This is a genomic window from Bradyrhizobium sp. 142 (genome assembly GCF_023074015.1).
In the GTDB taxonomy this organism is placed as follows: Bacteria; Pseudomonadota; Alphaproteobacteria; order Rhizobiales; family Xanthobacteraceae; genus Bradyrhizobium.
This window is the reverse complement of record NZ_JADPKQ010000030.1, coordinates 22,439-40,862: the sequence shown is the minus strand read 5'-3', so window position 1 is coordinate 40,862 and position 18,424 is coordinate 22,439. Positions and strand designations below refer to the sequence as shown.

At 62.3% G+C, this 18,424-nt stretch carries 18 protein-coding genes; 15 read left to right on the top strand and 3 right to left on the bottom strand.

The window, feature by feature from the left end; genetic code table 11:
• The first annotated feature begins 314 nt into the window (after positions 1-314).
• From IVA82_RS02765 to IVA82_RS02745, 5 genes are read left to right on the top strand one after another with little or no spacing between them, the layout of a single operon-like run.
• Entirely contained in the window at positions 315-1,172 is an 858-nt protein-coding gene (locus IVA82_RS02765) for a branched-chain amino acid ABC transporter permease (protein WP_247383105.1), read from the top strand.
• Positions 1,169-2,203, top strand: coding sequence for a branched-chain amino acid ABC transporter permease (locus IVA82_RS02760; protein ID WP_247383104.1), 1,035 nt, complete (start codon positions 1,169-1,171; stop codon positions 2,201-2,203). The genes IVA82_RS02765 and IVA82_RS02760 overlap by 4 nt, the downstream gene beginning before the upstream one ends.
• Position 2,204: 1 nt before the next feature.
• Positions 2,205-2,903, top strand: a complete 699-nt coding sequence (locus IVA82_RS02755; protein WP_247383103.1) for an ATP-binding cassette domain-containing protein — start codon at positions 2,205-2,207, stop codon at positions 2,901-2,903.
• 47 nt (positions 2,904-2,950) lie between these two features.
• A complete protein-coding gene (locus IVA82_RS02750; protein WP_247383102.1) occupies positions 2,951-3,595 on the top strand; it encodes an ATP-binding cassette domain-containing protein in 645 nt (214 codons plus the stop codon).
• 34 nt (positions 3,596-3,629) lie between these two features.
• Entirely contained in the window at positions 3,630-4,847 is a 1,218-nt protein-coding gene (locus IVA82_RS02745) for an ABC transporter substrate-binding protein (RefSeq protein ID WP_247383101.1), read from the top strand.
• Between the two features lie 52 nt (positions 4,848-4,899).
• Here IVA82_RS02745 and IVA82_RS02740 read toward each other — a convergent pair whose 3' ends face one another.
• Positions 4,900-5,940, bottom strand: coding sequence for a zinc-binding dehydrogenase (locus IVA82_RS02740; protein WP_247383100.1), 1,041 nt, complete (start codon positions 5,938-5,940; stop codon positions 4,900-4,902).
• A gap of 180 nt (positions 5,941-6,120) precedes the next feature.
• On the opposite strand from IVA82_RS02740, the gene IVA82_RS02735 reads away from it, so the two are divergent.
• The 8 genes from IVA82_RS02735 (at position 6,121) to IVA82_RS02700 (ending at position 14,216) form a co-directional block, all read left to right on the top strand.
• A complete protein-coding gene (locus IVA82_RS02735) occupies positions 6,121-7,779 on the top strand; it encodes an AMP-binding protein (protein ID WP_247383098.1) in 1,659 nt (552 codons plus the stop codon).
• The gene (locus tag IVA82_RS02730) at positions 7,776-8,537 is read left to right on the top strand and encodes an SDR family oxidoreductase (RefSeq protein WP_247383097.1); all 762 of its coding nucleotides are present in this window, start codon (positions 7,776-7,778) and stop codon (positions 8,535-8,537) included. The genes IVA82_RS02735 and IVA82_RS02730 overlap by 4 nt, the downstream gene beginning before the upstream one ends.
• Before the next feature lie 10 nt (positions 8,538-8,547).
• On the top strand, positions 8,548-9,333 hold the full coding sequence (locus tag IVA82_RS02725; protein ID WP_247383095.1) for an SDR family NAD(P)-dependent oxidoreductase: 786 nt from the start codon (positions 8,548-8,550) through the stop codon (positions 9,331-9,333).
• A 41-nt stretch (positions 9,334-9,374) separates the two neighbouring features.
• Positions 9,375-10,619, top strand: a complete 1,245-nt coding sequence (locus IVA82_RS02720; RefSeq protein WP_247383093.1) for an acyl-CoA dehydrogenase family protein — start codon at positions 9,375-9,377, stop codon at positions 10,617-10,619.
• A 5-nt stretch (positions 10,620-10,624) separates the two neighbouring features.
• A complete protein-coding gene (locus tag IVA82_RS02715) occupies positions 10,625-11,665 on the top strand; it encodes a phosphotransferase family protein (RefSeq protein ID WP_247383092.1) in 1,041 nt (346 codons plus the stop codon).
• 17 nt (positions 11,666-11,682) lie between these two features.
• A complete protein-coding gene (locus IVA82_RS02710) occupies positions 11,683-12,348 on the top strand; it encodes a nitroreductase (protein ID WP_247383090.1) in 666 nt (221 codons plus the stop codon).
• A 71-nt stretch (positions 12,349-12,419) separates the two neighbouring features.
• The gene (locus tag IVA82_RS02705) at positions 12,420-13,574 is read left to right on the top strand and encodes a CaiB/BaiF CoA-transferase family protein (RefSeq protein WP_346658698.1); all 1,155 of its coding nucleotides are present in this window, start codon (positions 12,420-12,422) and stop codon (positions 13,572-13,574) included.
• A gap of 57 nt (positions 13,575-13,631) precedes the next feature.
• A complete protein-coding gene (locus IVA82_RS02700) occupies positions 13,632-14,216 on the top strand; it encodes a histidine phosphatase family protein (RefSeq protein WP_247383088.1) in 585 nt (194 codons plus the stop codon).
• On the opposite strand, the gene IVA82_RS02695 is transcribed toward IVA82_RS02700, so the two are convergent.
• Complete coding sequence (locus tag IVA82_RS02695) at positions 14,213-15,406, bottom strand: ABC transporter substrate-binding protein (RefSeq protein ID WP_247383125.1); 1,194 nt, start codon at positions 15,404-15,406, stop codon at positions 14,213-14,215. The genes IVA82_RS02700 and IVA82_RS02695 overlap by 4 nt on opposite strands.
• Before the next feature lie 57 nt (positions 15,407-15,463).
• Complete coding sequence (locus IVA82_RS02690) at positions 15,464-16,603, bottom strand: acyl-CoA dehydrogenase family protein (RefSeq protein ID WP_247383086.1); 1,140 nt, start codon at positions 16,601-16,603, stop codon at positions 15,464-15,466.
• 83 nt (positions 16,604-16,686) lie between these two features.
• Between IVA82_RS02690 and IVA82_RS02685 the strand changes: the two genes are divergently transcribed.
• Positions 16,687-17,556 carry a GntR family transcriptional regulator gene (locus IVA82_RS02685; protein WP_247383085.1) on the top strand — a complete coding sequence of 290 codons (870 nt, stop codon included), beginning with the start codon at positions 16,687-16,689 and terminating at the stop codon, positions 17,554-17,556.
• A gap of 55 nt (positions 17,557-17,611) precedes the next feature.
• The gene (locus tag IVA82_RS02680) at positions 17,612-18,421 is read left to right on the top strand and encodes an enoyl-CoA hydratase-related protein (protein ID WP_247383082.1); all 810 of its coding nucleotides are present in this window, start codon (positions 17,612-17,614) and stop codon (positions 18,419-18,421) included.
• Positions 18,422-18,424 lie beyond the last annotated feature (3 nt).

Here is an 18,424-nt window from a genome sequence, read left to right as displayed (position 1 = left end):
TGCGTACGAGTTTCGTCAAGGCGATCATGGAGGCGGGATGCCGGGAAGCGCACGATGCCGCAGCGAGCCAGTTCGATTAAGGTTTGCGACAAACATCAGTATATGATAAGCCAGTGTACTAATCGGGCATCGAACCCGAAATCGTCCGGCAGGACGGGGAAATGCTGAAGGCCGGCGTTGCGCCCGATTTGAATGTCGGCGGCGGACGTCGGGCAATGGCGGGAGGGCCGTTTGCGAGGTCAGGCGCGCGGATTGGCGGTGCACCGGATGGCTGCGTGCCGTCGTGCGATGCAACGTGACAGGGGAGCGCTATCGTGATCGCGCTGCTGATCGCGAATTCGCTGGCACTCGCCTCGCTGCTGATCATGCTGTCGAGCGGACTCGCTCTGATCTACGGCCTGCGCGACGTCATCAATTTCGGCCACGGCGCGATCTATATGTTTGGCGCCTATCTCGGCTACACCATTGCCCTCGTCGGCGGGTTCTGGCTGGCGCTGCTTGTCGTGCCGGTCCTGCTCGCGCTTCTCGGCATCGCATTCGAGTATCTGGCGCTGCGGCCGCTGCAGAGAAGGTCGCACATCGAGGTGGCGCTGGTCACTCTGGGGTTGGGCATCATCCTCGGGCAGGTCATCATCTACATCTATGGCGGCGAGGCGCGCAGCGTGGATGCGCCGAAAATCCTGTCCGGGTCGATCGCGGTCCTGAATCTGTCCTATCCTGTCTATCGGCTCTTTCTGATCGTGATGGGGCTCGGCTCGTGCGCGCTGCTGGCGCTTTGGCTCCGGTATACGCCATCGGGACTGTACGTCCGCGCCGTAAGCCAGGATCCGTCGGTCGCGCGCATGATGGGCATCAACGCCGATCGTCTGAGCCTGCTCGTCACCAGCCTCAGCACCGCATTCGCGGGGATCGCCGGCGTGTTGGCCGGGCCTTATCTGTCGATCGATCCGGGGATGGACGTCGCGATGATCGTGAACTGCCTGATCATCGTCGTGATCGGCGGTACCGGCAGCATCGGGGGCGCGATCGTTGCGGCGTTGCTGTTCGGTTTCGTTCAGGTGGCGGGATCGGTCTTTCTGCCCAACCTTGCGGCGCTCGTTCCCTACATCCTGCTGATGGTCGTGCTGCTCGTCGCGCCCGGCGGCATCGGACGCGGGAGGGTTCTGAGTTGAGCAATGACGCGATGACCGGTGACCTGCACGGGACTGCGACCGGGATGCCCGGCAGCCATGTCTCGCGCATGTCGTTCGCGATTGTCGCTGGCGCTATCGGGCTTGGGGCCGGTGCTCTTGTCCCGACATACCTCGCCAGCGACTTCGTGCTTCGCCTCGGCAGTGAAGGTTTGCTGCTGGGCATGCTGGCGCTCAGCGTCGCCTTCCTGATGAGCCAGGCAGGGCTGGTCGCGCTCGGCGCAGCCAGCATCTATGGCGGCGGCGGATATCTGTTTGCGATCGGCATGAGCGAGTGGGATCTGACACCGACGGTAGCGTTGTGCACCGCGTTCCTGATCATCATCGCTTACGCGACCGTCCTGGGTGCATTGATCGTGCGGACCAATCCGCTCGCTTTCATGATGCTGACGCTCGCAGCCGGCGAGATGCTCAGCCATGCCGTCCTGCTTGAGGGGTTGCGCGACTATACCGGGGGTGCCGACGGGCTGGTTGTTCGCATGAAGGGCTCGATCCTGGGCATCGACGTGACGGACTTCGCCGATCCGGCGCGGTTCTGGACAATGGCTTGGATCGTGGCCGTCCTTGTCGGAGTGGCGCTCTGGGCCATCGCTCGCTCCCGTCTCGGCGCGATCCTCCGTGCGGTAAGGGAAAACGACGAGCGCATGCGCTTCTCCGGTTTCAACACCTTCGTGCCGCGGCTGATCGGATACGTGCTCGTCAACATCGTGGCCGCGATAGCAGGTCTCCTGCACGTGCTTAATGCCGGCTTCGTCTCGCCCGAGAGTCTCGGGCTTTCGGTGAGCACCAATGCGTTGGTCGCCGCCCTGATGGGCGGTATTTCGGGAGCACTTGGGCCGATCCTGGGCGGGCTGATCTTCTCCTTTGCGCAGGACGAATTTGGGGCACGTGGGCTGACGCAACTCCTGACCGGTATCGCCATCGTCGTGTTCATCGTCGTGTTTCCGCGCGGTGTCGTCGGCGGGCTGTCGAGCTCGTTCCGGCTGCTCGGCTGGCGGCGGGAGGTTCGCTGACATGCTCAAGATAGAGAAACTGTCGGTGAGTTATGGCTCGGTGCGGGCGCTGACCGACGTCGATCTTGAGGTTCGCGGCGATGGTGTGCTTCACGGCGTCATTGGGCCCAATGGTGCCGGGAAGTCCACGCTGCTCGATGCGATCTGCGGCCGCCGGCGTCCGACCGCTGGAAGCGTTCGCTACTGCGGCGAGGATATCACGCGACGTTCGATCAGCTGGCGCCGCCGTCAGGGCATGGCGCGATCGTTCCAGCGCACCAGTATCTTCCAGGACCTTACCGTCCACGAACAGCTTCAGCTGGTTGCGCAGCATCTCGGGGACGACAGGCTCGACGACGTGATCGAGGTCATGGACCTCGGCGGCTATCTCGGCCAGAAGGCGGGGCGCATTGCCTATGGCGTGCAGCGGCGAGTCGATGTGGCATTGGCCTTGATCGGGCGGCCACGGCTTTTGTTGATGGACGAGCCGGGTGCCGGCCTGTCTGCCACGGAGACGCTGCGCCTGTTCGAGCACGTGCGCGACCTCGTGCGCGAGCGCAGGATCTCGGCCATCGTGGTCGAGCACGATGTCGACGCAGTGTTCGCCTGTTGCGGCATGGTCACCGTGCTCGATCTCGGGCGGCATCTCGCGACTGGCGCGCCCGAAGCCATCCGGGCCGATCATCGGGTGATCGCGGCGTATCTGGGGACCGCGGCATGAGCGCATTGCGGATTGAATCCCTGTTTGCCGGCTATGGCGCATCGACCGTGCTGCGCGGCATCGACCTCACGGTGGAAGAAGGGGAATCGGTTGCTTTGGTCGGCCGCAACGGCGCCGGCAAGTCGACATTACTGCTGTCGGTCTTTCGCGAGACCGACATCATCTCGGGCGCCATCTGGGTGCATGACCGTCGGATCGATGGCTTGCCCGGCTACGTGGCAGCCAAGCTGGGTCTATCCATTGCGCCGCAGGGACGGCGCATCCTCCCGAACCTCACGGTCAAAGAGAATCTGCTGCTCGGCAGAGCGACCGGCAGGGCAGGGCACTGGAGTCTGAAGACCATCTTCGATCTTTTCCCGGTGCTGGACGAGCGCGCCGACCGGCTCGGTACCATGCTGAGCGGCGGTCAGCAGCAGATGTTGGCGATCGGCCGTGCCCTGATGGCCAATCCCAGTCTCATTCTTCTCGATGAGCCGTCGGAAGGTCTTTCGCCGGTGCTGATCGATGGGCTTGTCGAGACGCTCAACCGCATTCGCGGTGCCGGTACCGGCGTGCTCGTGGTCGAGCAGCACCTCAGCCTCGTGAAGCGTGCGACGGATCGATTCGTGATCCTGGCGAAGGGAGAAGTCGTCGGGGCAGGCGCCATCGGCTCCATCGGTGAGCCGGAGAACCAGGCGTTGATGGCCGTATAGCCGAGCATCTGAAAAAAGCGGAGGGGAGAGAGAAATGAAGATATCGTCCATCGGTCCAGCATTAGGCGCGTTGTGTGCGGTGACGATCGGCGCCGCAGTGTCTATTGCAGTTGCGACGGCGGCTTTGGCGGAGGACACCGTCAAGATTGGTGTTCTGTTGATCGACAGTGGACCGCTCGCCGGGCTGAAGGACACCCAGGTCAAGGCGGTCAACCTTGCGATCGAACAGATCAACGCCGCCGGCGGGGCGGCGGGCAAGAAGCTGGAGGCGACCTTCATTTCCTATCCGGGCACGCCGGACACGGCGGTCGACGGCGCCACCCGCGCGGTCCAGAAGGATGGCGCAATGTTCATCACCGGCATGGACACGTCGGCGGTGACGCCGGCTCTGCAAGCGAAGCTTTCCGCGTTGAAGGTCCTGATGCTGGAGGTGATGGCCAACGCTGACGGTCTGACCGGAAAGAACTGTTCGCCAAACTTCTTCCGGGTCAATGCAAATGACTCGATGATCATGGGCGCCTTCAGGGAGTTCCTGAAGGATCAGGGCATCAAGAAATGGGACATCCTTGCTGTCGACTACGCAGCCGGGCGCGACTCCGCGGATAAGTTCAAGGCCTTGGTGACCTCGCAAGGCGGGACCATCGGCAAGACCCTGTTTTCCCCATCCGGTACGCCGGATTTCGGCGCCAAGATTTCGGAGCTTGGCGCGGATCCGGCCGACGGTCTATTCGTGACGATCTTTGGCAGTGACGCCATCAATCTTGCCAAGCAGCAGCAGCAATTCGGCCTATTCAAGAAGTACAAGATGGTGCTGGGCAATTCCTTCGTGATCCCGCAGACGCTGCCCGCGCAAGGCGAGACGGTGCTGGGCGTCTATCAGAACATCGGCTTCGTGGCCGGTTTTCCCGGCGCTCAAGCCGAAGCCTTCGTGAAAGCCTACAAGGAAAAATACAACGGCGAACTGCCGCCTTACACCAGTGCCGACCAATACGCGGCGATCGAGCTCATGGCTGCCGCGCTGCGGAAGGCCAATTCGACCGATATCAACGCCGTGCGCGCCGCGCTGTCAGGCCTCAAGATTGAAACGGTTCTCGGCGATGTGGAAGTCCGGGCGGGCGATCATCAGATCGCGCGACGGATGGCGATCAGTCAGATCGCAATCGGGCCGGATGGAAAGCCCGGTTACCAGATCAAGAAGCTCGAGCCAGGGCAGGACATCATTCCTCCGGTGGATCCCGCCTGCAAGATGTGACCGTCTTGGCGCGGTTGCCGATCCGGGCGCGGCGCCGAACGCTCCAGTGGCATCAAGGCTCGGTGCGATGGGGCTCGGCCACGAGCGACACTTTGCCGAACTGTGCGCCGGAGGCGAGGCGCGCGAGGGCCGAGCCGACATCTGCCATTGCAAACGATGAATCGATCACGGGTCTGGTCAGGCCGCGATTGAATACATCGAGCAATTGGCGGAATTCGCTGACGCTGCCGCCGGTCGAGCCGTAGATTTCGAGCTGGCGAATGAACACGCGTTGCAGATCGGCCGGCGGATTGGAGCCGGTCGTCGCGCCACATGTGATGAGGCGCCCGCCACGGCGCAACGAGCGCAAGGATTCGCCCCAGCTCGCTTCGCCGACGCTGTCGATCACCATGTCGACGCCGCCGCCACTCATCTCCTGGACGGCGGCGGAAACCCGATCGCGCCGGTAATTGACGCCGCCGTCTGCGCCTAACGCCTTCGCCCTGGCGATTTTCTCGTCGCTGGAAGAGGTGACGAAGACGCGGGCGCCCACGATTTTCGCCAGCTGGAGACAGGCAACTGCCACGCCTCCGCCAATGCCGACGATCAAGACGCTTTCGCCGGGTTGCAGCGCCCGTTTGCCGAACAGCATCCGCCAGGCCGTCAGATGGCCCGTCATCAGGGCACCTGCCGCCACAAGGTCGGCATCCGCGGGGAGGCGAAAGAAGCAGGTGCTGGGCATGGCAATGTAGTCGGCAAAGCCACCATGCCGATGCTCGCCCATGATCTTCACGTTCTCGCAGAGCGGCTGGTCGCCTGCCTGGCAGTAACGGCATCTGCCGCAATAGGCCTCGGAGAAGAGAACGGCCTTCATGCCTGGTTTCAGTCCGGTACCGGGGGCGGCCTCGATGATCTCGCCGGCGGCTTCGACCCCCATCACCTGCGGCAACGCATGGGTGATCCCGTTGCCGTTGTCGCGCATGTAGAGATCGACGCGATTGACAGAGGAGGCCGCAACTCTGAGCACAGACTCTCCCAGAGCCGGCACGGGATCCGGAAAATCCCGCCAGGTCACGCCATCGATCCCACGCCGTTCCAGAACCGCCGCCTTCATTGCGACCTCCCTTGTTGGCTCGGAATAACTAATGCACTAGCACACGAAATCGAGAACAAGCCGATCCTCGAAACCTGGGCTGCTCCATCCATTTAGGTGTTGCAGTCCATCTTCAATATAATACACTAGCGCACTAAAGCGCCGTCAAGGCCAGCGATCAATCGTCATGGAGGCGACGTCATGAGCGAGAATCGGTTCGATCCCGTGGCGCATGCGCGAGCGATGCGTGCGAGCGGATTCTGGGTCGACAAGAGCTTCGACGAGTTTCTGCAGCAGACGATTGCCGCAACGCCCAAAAAGCTGGCGCTGATAGCGGATCGCGCCGACCGAATCGAATCGAAGCGTCTGACCTATGAGGAACTCGGGGATCTGATTTCGCGTGCGGCCGCCGCACTGCGCCGTCTTGGCATTGGCCAGGGGGACGTCGTGTCGGTCCAGTTGCCGAATTGGTGGGAATTTGCGGTCATTGCGCTTGCGGCCTTTCGCGTTGGGGCGGTCGTCAATCCGCTGATGCCGATTTTCCGGGAACATGAACTCACCTACATGCTGGGCTTCGCCGAGACGAAGCTGCTGGTCGTTCCGAAATTGTTTCGCGGATTTGATCACGAGGTCATGGCCCGCTCGCTCCAGCCGGGGCTGCCGAGGCTCAAGCACGTCATCGCCGTCGACGGCGAAGGGCCTGCAAGCTTCGATCAGGCCCTGCTGTCCGGTAATGAGCGTCTCGGCCCGCCACCGGTTGGTGATCTCGGCGCGCTTCCCGCCGATCGAATGGCCGTCCTGATGTTCACTTCGGGCACCACGGGCTCGCCCAAGGGCGTCATGCACTGCCTGAATACGCTGATGGGCTGCTGCATCGGGCTTGCCGGACGATTTGGCCTCGACGCAAGCGACACGATGCTGGTTTGCTCGCCGCTCGGCCACATGACCGGCTTTGCGGCCGGCATGCTGCTCGGTCTGAAGATCGGCGCGACTGTGATCTTTCAGGACATCTGGGAGCCCAAGCGGGGCGTATCGATCATGGCCAGGGAAGGCGTGACCTATTCCGCCGGTGCAGCGACGTTCCTTGCCGACATGTGCGAGGCCGTCGCAGCCGGCGTGCCCAAGCCGACCCAACTGCGCAAGTTCCTCTGCGCGGGCGCGCCGATTCCGCCAGCATTGATTGATCGCGCCTATCGCGAGTTGGACCTCAAGGTTTGCTCGCTGTGGGGTATGACGGAATCGCTGTCGAGCACACTGACCGAGCCGGAGCGGGCGCTGGAGAAATCGTCGAAGACCGACGGGCGTCCGGTGGAGGGCGTGGCGGTCAAGGTGGTGCGCATGGACGGATCTCCGGCACCCGTCGGGGAGAAGGGCCTGCTCAAGGTCCGCGGCGCACAGATGTTTCTTGGCTACTACAAGCGCGAGGACATGGAGCCGTTTGACGCCGACGGATGGTTTGACACTGGCGACATGGCCTACATGGACGACGAGGGCTACATCCGGATCGACGGCCGCATCAAGGACATCATCATCCGCGGCGGCGAGAACGTTCCCGTGTTCGACATCGAGAATCTGCTGTTCAAGCATCCGGCCGTGCTTTCCGTCGCAATCGTCGGCTATCCGGACCCGAGGTTGGGAGAGCGGGCCTGTGCCTTCATCATGCTGCGTCCAGGCGAGAAGCTCGATCTGGCGGGCGTGCAGGCTCACCTGGCCGAGCACAAGGTCGCCAAGCAATACTGGCCGGAGCGCGTTGAGATCGTCACCGACCTGCCGAAGACCCCGGCTGGCAAGGTCCAAAAGTATCAATTGCGCGAGATCGCCAAGGCATTTGCCGAACCGCCACACAAGGCGAGCGCATGACCCCCCGTCTCAAGGATCGGGTCTGCGTCGTCACCGGCGCGGCGCGCGGGATCGGTCTTTCGATCGCGGAGCGCTTTGGCCGGGAGGGCGGACGTCTTGCCTGTGTCGATGTCAGCGCGCGACGGCTGGAGCCCGCCGTCAGCCAGTTGAAGGACATGGGGTTCGAGGCGAGAGGATACGAGGTCGATATCGGCCGGCGGGACGACGTGCACGCACTCTTTGAACGCGTCGAACGCGAATTCAATGCACCCGTGGCCGTACTCGTCAACAATGCCGTGTGGGCGCGGTTTGAACCATTACAGCAGATCGAGGTCGACACGGTCGAGCGCATGTTCGCAGTCGGCGTGCACGGCTTGATCTGGGCGACGCAGGCCGTGGCTCCGCAAATGGAGCGGCGCGGCGGCGGCTCGATCGTGAATCTCAGCTCGGTGTCGGCGTTTCATCCGGCCAAGGACTCGATTGCCTATTCCGCGCTGAAGGCTGGCGTCGTCGGTCTCTCGCGCGCGTCCGCCATCGAGCTGAGCGCAAAGAAGATTCGCGTCAATGTGATCGCGCCAGGCATGATCGGAACACCTGCTTCCATCGCGCAGTTCGATGAGGTGACCATTGCGGCGCGGCAGGCCGAGATGCCGGCCGGTCGCTTCGGCGCCCCGGAAGAGATCGCCGCGCTTGCGGCGTTCCTTGCGAGCGATGACGCGAGTTACATCCAGGGCGCGATCATCACGGCCGACGGCGGTTGGACGATTCCCGCCAGATAGGAGAAGACGCATGAAGCGGCTCGAGGGCAAGCGTGCGGTCGTCACCGGCGGCGGAAGCGGCATCGGCCGCGCCAGCGCCATTCGTTTCGCGCGCGAGGGCGCAGCTGTCCTCGTGGTCGGCCGGGCGGGCAATGCCGAGGAGACCGCTGTCGCCATCCGGGACGAGGGTGGGGTGGCATCCGCCCTGATCACGGACGCCTCGATCGAGGAGAACGTGGCGGCGATCGTATCTCGCTGCGTCTCGGAGTTCGGGGGAATGGAGATCTTCTTCGCCAATATCGGCGTCACCGGGACCAACACGCCGCTCCTGGAACAGACGGTGGAAGAGTGGTCGGAAGTCTACCGCATCAACACGATCAGCTGCTTTCTCGCCATCAAATATGCCGGCCGTCACATGACGGCGCAGGGTTACGGCTCCATCATTCTGACCTCATCGGCCGCATCACTGCGCGCCAACGCCGGTGCGATCTCCTACAGCGCAAGCAAGGCGGCCGTGAACAATCTGGCGCAGACGGCGGCCAATGCCTTCGCCGGGACCGGCGTGCGCGTCAATGCGGTGCTGCCTGGGCTCGTCGAGACGCAATTGACCCGCAAGGTGTTCGAGGACGCCCGCGCGCGTGGCGTCGAATCCAAGCTCGGACATGTGACGCCGCTGAAACGTCCGGGCCGTCCCGAGGAGATTGCGGCTGCCGCGGCATTCCTGGCCAGCGACGATTCCTCTTACGTGGACGGTCAACTGCTGTCGGTCGATGGCGGCGTCAGCAGCACCCATCCCTACGGCCGGATTGCGCTTTAGCACCGCCAGCTGCCCAATAAGAACAGAACAGGAGAGGCGCCGTGGATTTCGAACTGCCGAAGGATGTCACCGACAAGCTCGCAGAACTTGATGCCTTCATCGAAGCGGAAATCAAACCGCTCGAGCGCGACCACAAGCAGTTCTTCGATCATCGTCGTGAGAACGCCCGCACCGACTGGGACAATGACGGCCGCCCCCGCGATGAATGGCGGGCCCTGATCAGCGAAATGGAGCGGCTTGCCGACAAGGCCGGGCATCTTCGCTACGGCCTACCGAAATCCTGTGGCGGCCAGGGCGCATCGAACCTTGCGATCGCGGCGATCCGCGAGCACCTGGCCGCCCGGGGCCTGGGCCTGCATAACGACCTCCAGGATGAATCCTCCATCGTTGGCAATTTTCCGATAATCCCCGCACTCGCCGACTACGGAACGGATGAGCAGAAGACCTATATTGACGGCATCATCACCGGCAGGAAGCACCTTTCTTTCGGTCTGACCGAGCCAGGGCATGGCAGCGACGCTACTTGGCTCGAGACCACCGGTGTGCGCGACGGCAATCATTGGGTCATCAACGGCCGCAAGCGCTGGAACAGTCAGGTCGCCCGCGCGCACGCAAATCTTGTGTTCGCCCGCACTTCGGGCAAGCCGGGCGAGGCCAAGGGCATAACGGCCTTCATCGTGCCGACCGACACGCCCGGCCACAAAGTGCTCTACAATCACTGGACCTTTAACATGCCCAGCGATCACGCGGAGACGGAGCTGTCGAATGTCAGCGTGCCGGACAGCGCCATCCTGCACAAGGAAGGCGAGGGCCTCGTCGTCGCGCAGCGTTTCGTGCACGAGAACCGCGTCCGGCAGGCAGCGGCCAGCGCCGGGGCTGCGCGCTTTTGCATCCAGGAAGCTGTGAAATATGCAAAATCGCGCGTCGCTTTCGGCGAGCCGTTGGCGAAGAAGCAGGCTGTTCAGTTTCCCTTGGTCGAGCTCTGGGCGGAATACCAGATGCTGCGCAATTTTATCTTCCGGACCGCCTGGCAAATGGATCGACAGAACCCGCTCGAGATCAGCGACATGGTGTCGATCTGCAATTTCCGCGCTAACCGGCTGTGCTGCGAGGCCGCCGATCGTGCGATGCAGGTGCATGGCGGCATGGGCTACAGCCGTGCATTGCCGTTCGAGCACATCTACCGCCATCACCGCCGTTACCGTATCACCGAAGGGACCGAAGAGGTGCAGATGCGGCGCGTCGCACAATATCTGTTCGGCTTCAGCGGCAAGAGCGCGAGCTGAGCGCGATGAATACGCAGGCGAGTGACGACGGCCTGGATTTCGACCTTCGTCGGCTCAACGCATATCTGAGGGATTGGCTGGGCGGGACTGCGGAAGTGCAGGTTACGCGCACCAGCGGCGGCATGTCCAATCCCACTTACTTTGTGACGCGGGGCAATTGGCGCGCCGTGCTGCGCAAGCAGCCGAACAGCGTGCTGATGCCGTCTGCTCACGCGATCGATCGCGAATTTCGGGTGCTCACGGCCCTTGAGGCTAGCGACGTGCCGACGCCCAGGCCCTTCCGCTATTGTGAGGATCGGGAGGTTCTCGGCACGCCATTCTATCTCATGGAATGGCTGGAGGGCCGGGTCGTCTACGACTACGCCTTGCCGAGTTTTTCCAGCGAAGAGCGCGCCGCTTGCTATCGCTCAATGTGCGCCATGCTAGCCGCAATTCATAGGTTAGATTACGGGAAAATCGGACTGGGCGATTACGGCAAGCCAGGCAATTATTTCGCCCGCCAGCTCAATCGCTGGTCCAGATTGTGGGGTGAGTACCGCCGGGGTGATGACGATAACCCCGCCCTCGACAGAATGGTGCGCTGGCTGGCGGAACGCGTGCCGGCGAGCGAGACACTTGCCCTTTGCCATGGCGATTTCCGCATGGCGAACGTGGTATTTCATCCGACCGAGCCGCGGGTGATCGGTGTGCTCGACTGGGAATTGTCGACACTTGGCCATCCGCTCGTCGACCTCGCGTTCAACAGCCAGGCCTGGCGCATGGCGCCGGACGAGAACGGGGGGCTACTCGGCCTGCCGCTCGACAAGATGGGAATTCCGCGTGAGCGGGACTATCTCGATCGCTACTATCAGTGCGCAGGAGCGACCGAGCGCTTGACAGTTTTCCATCAGGTCTTTGCGATGTTCCGGGGCGCTGTCGGAAGCGCCGGTGTCGCGGCGCGTGGCGATCTTGGCAACAATGTGTTGCCGGACGCGGCAAACGTGGGCCGACGGCTCGCCCGTGCCTATGCGACGCGCGGTATGGCATTGATCGAGAGCGAGCCATGAGCCTCGTGGAGCGACCTATGATGAATCTCGACGAAGCGATTCACCTCCGGCGGTCCGTGCGCGGGTTCCTTCCGCGCGAGGTTCCCGAGGCGACGCTGCACGAGATATTCGCGCTCGCCCAGTGCGCGCCGTCCAACTGCAACGTTCAGCCGTGGACCCCGCACGTCGTGTCGGGAGAGAAGCTCCAGCGACTGCGTGACGCGCTTGTCGCGGCGGGGATGCGCGACGATCCGATCAAGCCAGACTGGCCGGCCGACGGCAAGTTCACCGGAATCCATCGAGAACGCCAGGTCGGGGCCGCGCAGGCGCTCTATGGGGCCATGGGAGTGGCGCGCAGCGACACGGTCGGACGGAAGCTCGCCTATATCCGCAACCATGCGTTCTTCGATGCGCCGCATGCTGTATTGATCTTCATGCCTGAGCCTTTCGATACGCGCGAAGCGGCCGACATCGGCATGTATGCGCAAACGCTCATGTTGGCGCTGACCTCGCGTGGGATCGCCTCGTGCGCGCAGGGCGCGCTCGGGTTGTTTCCAGACATCGTTCGAGAGCAGCTCGATGTGCCCAGCAATTACAAGCTGCTGTTCGGCATTTCGTTTGGCTATGAGGACCACGAAGTCAAAGCCAATGCGGCACGTGTCGATCGGGCCAAGATCGACGATGTTGTGCGCTTTCACCGGTAAGGGCGATCGAGCAGCGAATTCTTGTCTATCGCCGACGCCGCGCCCGATATCCAAGAAGAGGAGAGTTCATCGTGACCGGTCCCCTGCAAGGCTTTCGCGTCGTGGAAATGGGCGGGATCGGTCCGGCGCCATTTGCTGGCGCGTTGCTCGGCGACCTCGGCGCCGACGTACTGCGCGTCGATCGCATCCCGAAGCCGGGCGTTGAACCGGACCTGCCCGCACGATTTGACTTCTATAACCGCAACAAGCGTTCGGTGGCACTCGATCTCAAGAAGCCGGAGGCGATTGCAACGGCACTGAAACTGGTGGCGCAGGCAGACGCGCTGATTGAGGGGTTCCGTCCGACGGTCATGGAGCGGCTAGGGCTGGGCCCGGAGGTATGCCACGCGGCCAATCCTCGACTGGTCTATGCCCGCATGACGGGCTGGGGCCAGGAGGGGCCGCTGGCGCAGGAGGCCGGACACGACATCAACTACCTGGCGCTGACCGGGGCGCTGCACTGCCTCGGCGAGACCGACCGGCCGCCGCCGCCTCCTCTCAACCTCGTCGCCGACCTTGGCGGTGGCGCGCTATATCTCGTCGTGGGGCTGCTCTCGGCTGCGATGGAGGCGGGCAGATCGGGGCAGGGGCAGACCGTTGATGTCGCCATGATTGATGGCGTGACCCACTTGATGTCGGCGTTTCAGGCGTTCCGCCAACAGGGGAGTTGGACTTCGGAGCGGACCAACAACATCGTCGACGGGGGAGCGCCATTTTATCGAACCTACGCGACGCGTGACGCCAAATTCGTGGCTGTCGGAGCGATAGAGCCCCAATTCTACGCGAACTTGTTGAGCGTCATGGGTCTCAGCACCGAGAAATTGCCTGATCAGAACGATCGGTCGGCTTGGCCACGCATGCGCGAGCGCTTTGCCGACATCTTCGCTCAGCGGACGCGCGATGAGTGGGTTGCTGCTGCGTCAGGCCGCGATGCCTGCCTCGCGCCGGTGTTGACGATCGACGAGGCGCCGTCGCATCGGCAGATGAAAGCGCGAAACGGTTATGCGACCTTCGATGGCGTGCGCCACCCCAGCCCGGCGCCGCGTTTCTCTCGCACACCTTCCGAACTCCGCCGGTCAACCCCGACACCGGGCCGTGACAGCCGTAGTGCTCTCGCGAATTGGGGACTTGCCGAGCACGAGATCGGTGAGCTCGAGCGCAGCGGAGCAATGGCCCAAGCCAAATAGCCCAACCTTTGCGGGGAGTGCAATACAGTGACTGGCAGGCGCAGAGGAGAGACGAGGTTGTTCATTGTCAGGCATGGGGCTCCGCACGAGGATCACCCCGTCGAGCCCGCCGATCCGCCTCTCACGATAGAAGGCCGCCAGCAAGCGGCCACGCTAGCCACACGACTTGCTGCCGAAGGCATCGATCGCATTGTTTCAAGCCCACAGCGGCGCGCCTACGAGACGGCGCAGCCGTTGGCGGATCGGCTTCGCTTACCAATTGATGTTCTGGATGGTCTTGCCGAAGTGGACCGAGGTACCGATCGCTATCGGTCCCCTGAGACGATCAAACGCGAGTCACCGGAGAGGTGGCATGAATTCCTCTCATCACCAATCGCTTATTTTGGGCTGAGCGAGGAGAGATTCCGCTCGAACGTCCTCGAAGCATTCGCGGAGTTGTTGGCGTCCGGAACGAGTACCATCGCTGTTTTCAGCCATGGCACGCCCATCAAGGTGATCCTTCAGCACGCACTCGGACTGAAGGATCGTAGGACGCTCGTGATTGGCCATTGCTCGATGACAAGCATCTCTGGCACTTCCATCGACGAGATGATCGTCGAATGCGTGGCCGACCAGCGAATGCAGTCCGGAGCGAGGCGCTAGTCCGCCGAGATGGGATCGCCGGACAGCGCCCAGCTCGTCCCGTCGAACTTGGCGATACGAAGGATCTTGAACGGAGTATAGTCCCCGGGCGCAGTGCTGATCGAGACGCCGGGTAGCATCAGCGGCATTCTCGTGCCGTGAAGCGAGGTCGCCTGGCGGATCAGGTTCTCCCGGGTCAGGTCGTCCCCGCACTTCTTCAACACAGCTGTCAGGGCGTTCACATTCATGTAGGCGACTAGGACGGAGTAGTCGTCGGGATTGGCTGACGGGGCATACTTCTTGAGGAACCCCTTATAGGCCTTCATCTCCTCGTCGTCCGCCCAGGCCGGATCGCCCGGCTGCTTGAGGAATTGCGTCGTGACCAAACCCTTGGAGGCCTCAAGGCCGGCCGGCTTCAGGACGGTCTCGACCGATGCGGTCGAGCCACCGATGACATGGAGCGGGCTCCAATTGAGCTCGCGCACCTTGCGGATCGATTGTGCAGCGGCTTTGGCCGCCGACTGCTCAATGAAAGTATCGACGCCTGCCGCCTTGAGTTGGACGATCTGGGAATCGATCGTAGGGTCCGCAAGCTCATAGGAGACTTCGGCGACGATCTGAGACGCCTTGGCTCCAAGGCCGGCGCGCAAGCCCTTGACATAATCGCGCCCGAAATCGTCGTTCTGAAACAGGATCCCGATCTTCGCATCGGGCTTGGTATCGAGGATATACTTCGCAATAACGCGGCCTTCGGTTTCGAAATCGGGATAAAGCGGCACCGTCCAGGGGAAGGTTTTCGGATCGTTGAAGCGGCGGCCGCCAGCGGTGATAAAGAGCTGCGGAACTTGCTTCGAATTCAGGTATTTCTGGATCGCGACGTTGGGTACCGTGCCGATGGTGCCAACCTCGGCGAGGATGCCGACGTCCTCGATCAGCTTGCGTGACTGTTCCACCGCCTTCGGCGCGCTATAGGCGTTGTCGAGCTGCGTGAAGCTGATCTTGCGCCCGTTGATGCCGCCCTGTTCGTTGATCATGTCGAAATAACCGACGACAGCGCGGCCGGCGCCGGCGCCAAAAGCCGATGCCGGGCCGCTGAGCGGCGTCGATTGTCCGAGCTTGATCTCGGTGTCGCTCGCTCCAGGCCCATAGGCCTTCTGCGCCCAGGCCGGCGTCGAAATAAGCGCCGCCGATGCCGCAATGATGCATACAATTCTGCTGAAGCCGCTCCTCAAGACCTGTCCTCCCAATGTTGATTATTGTTGTCGTTGTTATCGTAGAAGCTCGCGCGCGATCACCATGCGCTGGATCTGGTTAGTTCCCTCGAAGATCTGGGTCAGCTTGGCGTCACGCATCATGCGTTCGACCGGGTAGTCCATGGTGTAGCCGTACCCCCCGAAGATCTGTACGGCATCGGTCGTCACCTTCATGGCCATGTCGCTGCCGATGCACTTGGCCATGCTGGCCAGCACATTAAGGCGCTTCCAGTCCCCGGCGTCGCCGGCCCGCGCGCATTCATAGACGAGCGCGCGAGCGGCCTCGATCTGCATGGCCATGTCGGCCAGCATGAATTGAACGCCCTGAAACTCGGAGATCGACTTTTTGAACTGTTTGCGTTCCTTCGCGTAGCCAATGCAGACATCGAGTGCGCCCTGCGCCAGTCCGACGGATTGCGCGCCGATCGTCGGACGGTTGAGGTCGAGGGCGCGCATCGATGCGCGAAAACCCTTACCTTCCTCTCCGACAAGGTTTTCGACGGGCACTCGAACATTGTCGAAAAAGATCGGCGTGTTCGGCGCGCCGCGAAAGCCCATCTTGCGTTCATGCCGGCCGAACGTGATGCCCGGCATGTTCTTCGGCTCGACAATGAAGGCACTGATTCCGTCCGCGCCGGGGCTGTCGCTGGTCCGCGCCATCACCACGATATAGTCCGCGGCAACGCCGTAACTGCACCATTGCTTGCGTCCATTCAGGACGTAGCAATCGCCGTCCTTCTTTGCGCGCGTGTTGATAGCGGTGACGTCGGAGCCCGCCTGCGGCTCGGAGATCGCGATCGCGGTGACGACGCCGCCCTTAGCGATGATGGGCAGGAATTTCTTTCGCTGCTCCTCTGAGCCAAAATGAAGCAGAGGCATGATGAACATCGTGTTCAGTGCCGCGATCGAAGCGCAGGCAGGGGAGAACCTCGAAATCTCTTCGCGCGCGATGCAGGCCAGCGTCAAATTGCCGTTTGGTCCGCCATACTGCTCGGGGACCCAAAGCTGCATCAGGCCCATTTCACCGAACAGCTTGACGATTTCGAGCGGAAAGCGATCGGTCTCATCGATCTCGGCTGCAATTGGCGCCACGTGCTTGGTGGCCATCTTCCGGATGTTGTCGCGAAACGCGATCTGCTCCTCGGTGAAGCTCATGGGACGGCCTCTCTGCACATTTTTGTTGGGAGGCCCAAAAAGGGGCTTCCATTGAATGGGTGATCCATTTAATAATTCACCGCATGTCGCCCAAGTCAAGCCCCCATACACCCGCCAGTCTTCGCCGTCCTTCGCCCAAGCGGCGGGAGCGGGGATCCGATCTCCGTGCCTCAGGCGCGCCAGCGCCGCCGACGTTTCGGCCCATCCACACCCGTCGCGCCTTCGAAGAAATCTGCGAGCGCATTCGCGAGCAGTTGGCTTTGGGCGTGCTCAAACCCGGCGACAAGCTGCCGGCTGAGCGTGATCTCGCGCAACAGCTTGGCGTAAGTCGCAACGTCCTGAGAGAGGCGCTCCGTAGCCTGGAGATGGCAGGGGTGCTTCGACTTCAGAAGGGGGTCAAAGGCGGCGCTTTCGTTCAGACCGGCGACACCAGCCGCATGAACGTCGTGATGCAGGATATGCTGAGCCTCGGCACGATCTCTGTGCGGGAATTGTCAGAGGCGCGGATCAACGTTTTGGATCTCGTCGTACGCTTGGCATGCGTGAACGCGCGGCAAGCGGATTTTGCAGCGCTCGATGCCAATATCGAACGCACCGATGTTGCGACCGCCGAGGGGCGCCTGTTGGATCGGGTCGAGTGCTCGCGGGAGTTCTACAAGATTCTGGCGGCTGCGACCGGAAACAAAGTGATTGCGATGATCGTGGACTCCGTCACCGAAATTCATATGCGCTTCGTTTATGCGAAGGTTGCATCGAGCGGGGTTGCTATGCCGCGGCTGGCCGAGCGACGCCGGCAATTTGTAGCCACTCTACGCGAACGAAATGTCGCGTCCGCCATCCGCTTGATGCGGAGTCATCTGGAGGCGGTGCAGCGGATGCTGGAGCAGGATCCGGGAGCGATGTCGCTCCAGGTCGCGCTGGCGGAGATGCAGCCGGGCATAACCAGGCGCTGAGGAGACTGCCGCAGGCGGTCGAGGTCAATCAACAACAAGATTAACGGAGGAAGATGTGTCCAGTTACGCCAGATATGAATGCCTGACCGTCGAGGTCGCCGACAAGGTTGCCACGGTGACCTTGAACCGGCCGCAAGCGCGCAACGCGATCAATCAAAAGCTGATCCGCGAGCTTCGCACGATCTGGGACGACCTCGCTGACGATCACGCAGTCAACGTCGTCGTGCTGACCGGCGCGGGAGAATTTTTCAGCGTCGGCGGTGACGTCAAGGCGATGTCCGAACGACCGGGCGGTGACGTGCTGGAGGAGGGCGAGGTCCATGATCCCATGATCAGCCGTCGCGGCGTCACCCGTCAGCTTGAGCTCGACAAGCCGATCATCGCGGCCATCAACGGCGACGCCATCGGGCTTGCTGCCACCCACGCGTTGCTCTGCGACATTACTGTGATGGCCGAAGATGCACGCATCGGGGACACCCATGTCTCGCGTGTCGGCCTGGTGGCCGGCGACGGTGGCACTGTGATCTGGCCGCTGCTGATCGGTATCAACAAAGCCAAGGAGTATCTTATCAGGGGTACCCTTCTAAAGGGGAAGGAAGCCGAGCGCATCGGGCTCGTCAATCACATCGCGCCGCGCGCGGAAGTCTTGGCGAAAGCGCGTGAGATCGCGATCGAGCTCGCGAATGGCCCGACCTGGGCTATCCGCTGGACCAAGCTCTCGATCAATCAGATCGTCAAGGACAGGGTCAACATCATGCTCGAAGCCTCGATGGCGCTCGAGCAGGTCACATTTGAAACTGCTGACCACAAGGAAGCAACGACGTCGTTCAAGGAGAAGCGCAAGCCCAAGTTCGGCCAGGGCTAATCC

Excerpts from the sequence above, each read along its gene's own strand:
- IVA82_RS02715 (WP_247383092.1), top strand. The coding sequence starts at position 10,625 with ATGAATACGCAGGCGAGTGACGACGGCCTGGATTTCGACCTTCGTCGG.
- IVA82_RS02755 (WP_247383103.1), top strand. The coding sequence starts at position 2,205 with ATGCTCAAGATAGAGAAACTGTCGGTGAGTTATGGCTCGGTGCGGGCG.
- IVA82_RS02685 (WP_247383085.1), top strand. The coding sequence starts at position 16,687 with ATGTCGCCCAAGTCAAGCCCCCATACACCCGCCAGTCTTCGCCGTCCT.
- IVA82_RS02690 (WP_247383086.1), bottom strand. The coding sequence starts at position 16,603 with ATGAGCTTCACCGAGGAGCAGATCGCGTTTCGCGACAACATCCGGAAG.
- IVA82_RS02745 (WP_247383101.1), top strand. The coding sequence starts at position 3,630 with ATGAAGATATCGTCCATCGGTCCAGCATTAGGCGCGTTGTGTGCGGTG.
- IVA82_RS02725 (WP_247383095.1), top strand. The coding sequence starts at position 8,548 with ATGAAGCGGCTCGAGGGCAAGCGTGCGGTCGTCACCGGCGGCGGAAGC.
- IVA82_RS02710 (WP_247383090.1), top strand. The coding sequence starts at position 11,683 with ATGATGAATCTCGACGAAGCGATTCACCTCCGGCGGTCCGTGCGCGGG.
- IVA82_RS02735 (WP_247383098.1), top strand. The coding sequence starts at position 6,121 with ATGAGCGAGAATCGGTTCGATCCCGTGGCGCATGCGCGAGCGATGCGT.
- IVA82_RS02730 (WP_247383097.1), top strand. The coding sequence starts at position 7,776 with ATGACCCCCCGTCTCAAGGATCGGGTCTGCGTCGTCACCGGCGCGGCG.
- IVA82_RS02740 (WP_247383100.1), bottom strand. The coding sequence starts at position 5,940 with ATGAAGGCGGCGGTTCTGGAACGGCGTGGGATCGATGGCGTGACCTGG.